Source organism: Aquimarina aggregata (assembly GCF_001632745.1).
Lineage (GTDB): Bacteria > Bacteroidota > Bacteroidia > Flavobacteriales > Flavobacteriaceae > Aquimarina > Aquimarina aggregata.
On record NZ_LQRT01000030.1, the window covers coordinates 1 to 3,424 of the forward strand.

A 3,424-nucleotide genomic window follows, 5' to 3' on the forward strand; every position below is an offset into this window, starting at 1 on the left:
CTTGGACAACTCCTTTTAGCAAAGGCTTTGTCCGTCTCTTTGATCAGAATAAAACTCCATAATCCTCGCGTACTCCTCCGAAAAAATTGTCCTTGCGAACTGGACTATTGCATACAACGCCAAATATATGAATCGGAGCAAGGCAAGCAAGCCTGAACCAATCGATCTATCTGCGCATTTTTATTTCTTGTTTAATTTATAAAAATCTAGCGCTATTACAAAAAGGAAATGACCTTTTGATTTGACACTAAACTTTGCTCTGATTTCATATATAATGTTAGCAACTGTACTATTTCTCTTTCAGAAACTTAAATATAACATTATCAATGTCTTTATTATTCATAATAGGTTCGAATCCCATTTCACTCTGAAATCGCCTAAGCTTTTTACGATTTAACCAAAAAGTGGTAATCATTCTTTTTTTTAAATATCGTTTTTGCTTTTTCTTTTTCAATCTACGATTCATTCTGATAAACATAATCTCGTACAATGACCATAGTGCAACACAATATAAGAAAGGAACAAATGAAAATGTCAAAATAATAGGGAATAGGAAGCTTTTCACAGTCATTACATTCGCAAAATCTCCAAACCCTTGAACAATTTTAAAAATAGTGCGTCCAAGCACTATTAATCCGAATATAGAAGTAATTCCATTAAATAACTTTTCAACCGATTTATACTCAGGTTTACCTTTGGTAAATAAAGGTGCTATTCCAATGAATGTCATAATTGGAATCAAGATTAATTCAGTAATTAGTGAAAATGTATACAGATTGGCAATAAATTCAATAATTACAATTCCTTTTATACTATCTCTCATAATCGAATTCAAAAAGCCTTGTTCAGAGTTAATGTTATTGGTTTTCATTAGTAAAGGAAACCCTGCAAAAACTATCCATAATATAGAATCCTTTAATAATGATATCTCCCAAAAGCCAATTAATGTTAGTGCAAGAATGATTAAACCAATGTAGATCGTCATAAGAAATACAATGTCAATGACTTTTTCATTAAAGAATGTTTTTACTAGATGTACTGAAGAATTTCGTACACTTTTTTTAGTTAACACAAACAAAAAGAAAATCAGAAACCAAAACACAATTGAAATTTCCCGGTTACTGAATATTTGAGTCATTTATTTTTTATGTATAGTTGCTAACGTTTAATATATGTGTCGTAGCAGGGCAAATTGTTACCTTGCTTTTCGGTTTTTCTGCGCATTGGTTGCTAACTTTTCCTTTCTGCAAGCATTGCGCTTTACCAAATATACAAGAACCATTCGATTGACCACTTAGCTGCTATGATCACATATATCGTGTTGTGGTGTCGTTTTTTATTACGTGATTTTATATTTTCTTCCGATCAATTCACACTTTTTGGTTACATTCCAAAAAGCAAAACCAGGTTCACCAGTTGGTATTTTTCGAGTGATTATTTCGCCATTATTTTTTATAATTTTAAAATCGGCTAAATATCCATTCTGTTTTACACTCATTCCTTCCTCTCTGGTTGTAACGAAAGCTTTGAATCCTTTATGCCGTTCAAATTCCGAGTATTCAAGGAATTCAGTTTTATAGCTATCCAAAAGAACAAATTTATGAGTTGAGTTTATAATAAATTCCGATTCTGATACTTTTAAAATCAAAACAGGAATTTCGTTTTTTTCCAGATCCATTTTTTTAATAAACTCAATTTTTTCCGATTTAGGAATTAAATCGAAGAGAGTAAATAATTCAGTTCCATTAAAATCAGATTTCTCTTTTCCAAAAAATCCAAAAAACCAAAGCTCAATTTGATCTTTTACTTTTTTTGCTGATTTTTCTACTATTTCATTCATTTTTTTAGATGCACCACAACGTCTCTTGTATGGTGCGTTTGCTTCCCGAAGGGAGCATATGCATTATACAAATTGTTATCTATAGTTTTTTATATATTTTATTTTCAGATAATCTTGGCGATTCGTAGGAGATCAGCTTATTATCTTTATATTTAAACTTATGTTCATAATACTGGTTGATTGAATCCGGTGATTTGTTCAATCTAATAATTATATTGTCAATTTTTTCATCAATGGAGAATTGCTCAGAAATAGTATCACCATAAACAACATAATCCATTCCGATAACTACTATTTCATTATCTAAAGATTTAATTTTAAATTTTGGTAACTTAATTATACCATTGTTATCTGTTTTTACTTCATATTTAGGTAATCCATTAATTAGACTTTCATATTTTATTTTAAAATCTCCTATTGACTCTTCATTAAATGATTTTACATTTATCCTTATGGAATCGCTAGAGTTATCAAAATAATTGCGTTCAATTTTGGAAGTTATATCCAAAGTTCTTTGTATCTCAAATAAAGTCAGTGTGATATCTTCTAATTTCCATTTTCCAGTAAAATCATTCCATAACCAACAACTATCACCTCTTTCCTTATAGGTGTAGGTCCCGTCTTTCCTTATTTCTATAGTATCTTCATTAAGGTTATCTATGATTTCAAAAGTTCCGATAACTCTTTCCGAATCAGAACTAATCAAAATGAGTAATATAAAAAATATATAGTGTTTCATTAATTATAGATAACGTTTAATATATGTGTCGTAGCAGGGCAAAATGTTACCCTGATTTTCGATATTTCTGCGCATTGGTTGCTAACTTTTTCATTCTGCAAGCATTGCGCCTTACTAAATATACACGAACCAATCGATTTATCACCGAACTGCTATGATCACATATATGTTGTTGTGGGGAGTTTTTTTTACATTCCAACAGTTTCATAGATATAGCTTATTCCAGTTTCTGGATTTCGTAAATATCTTGAGCGTTCAAATTCGTTTGTTTGATCTTTTGCATAAATTAGAAAATTTTGGTCAGGTTCAAACCATTCAGGCAGTTCAGTCCAATTTTTCCAATCATTTCTGATTGTGTCAATTTCAAGTCCGTTATATTTAACAAATTTTTCAAACCATTTTTTGTCAGATTTAAATTTGAGAAATAGCTCATATTCGAGTGAAAAATGTGGTGATTGATAATATTCACCTTTAATTAATTCAATTTCATTTGGGATCTCACTACGAGACCAATATTTATAAGCTTTCTCAGCATTCTTGGTTTCAACAGGGAAGCAACTAACCAAAAGAAAAACAAATCCGATTAATGTTATTTTTTTTATCAATTTTAAGTTTTTTCAATTACCCACAACGTTAAATATATGGCAAGTTGGGCAGAAAAAAAGCGATTATTATCGGTTTAGCCACAAGCCAAATCTTTTGTATTTTCTGCTTGCCACGTCTTCAGCGTGGTTTTAATTTTTCTTTTTTAATACCAAATCAAAAGATTTGGCGACTTTGCAAATAGACAACAACCTTTCGATTAAACACTGACTGCCCTATTTGCTATATATCGTGTTACCCAC

At 30.5% G+C, this 3,424-nt stretch carries 4 protein-coding genes; all 4 read right to left on the bottom strand.

Annotated features, from left to right (window positions below):
- Positions 1-289: 289 nt before the first annotated feature.
- On the bottom strand, positions 290-985 hold the full coding sequence (locus tag AWE51_RS18245) for a hypothetical protein (RefSeq protein ID WP_157766169.1): 696 nt from the start codon (positions 983-985) through the stop codon (positions 290-292).
- Positions 986-1,339: 354 nt separating this feature from the next.
- Positions 1,340-1,840: a hypothetical protein gene (locus AWE51_RS18250; RefSeq protein ID WP_066316466.1), complete on the bottom strand. Its 501-nt coding sequence runs from the start codon at positions 1,838-1,840 to the stop codon at positions 1,340-1,342.
- 79 nt (positions 1,841-1,919) lie between these two features.
- Positions 1,920-2,579, bottom strand: coding sequence for a hypothetical protein (locus AWE51_RS18255; protein WP_066316471.1), 660 nt, complete (start codon positions 2,577-2,579; stop codon positions 1,920-1,922).
- 188 nt (positions 2,580-2,767) lie between these two features.
- Positions 2,768-3,184, bottom strand: coding sequence for a hypothetical protein (locus tag AWE51_RS26675; RefSeq protein WP_066316473.1), 417 nt, complete (start codon positions 3,182-3,184; stop codon positions 2,768-2,770).
- Positions 3,185-3,424 lie beyond the last annotated feature (240 nt).

Bases quoted from the DNA above. Each gene is read 5' to 3' on its own strand.
- AWE51_RS18250 (WP_066316466.1), bottom strand. From the start codon at position 1,840: ATGAATGAAATAGTAGAAAAATCAGCAAAAAAAGTAAAAGATCAAATT.
- AWE51_RS18245 (WP_157766169.1), bottom strand. From the start codon at position 985: ATGACGATCTACATTGGTTTAATCATTCTTGCACTAACATTAATTGGC.
- AWE51_RS18255 (WP_066316471.1), bottom strand. From the start codon at position 2,579: ATGAAACACTATATATTTTTTATATTACTCATTTTGATTAGTTCTGAT.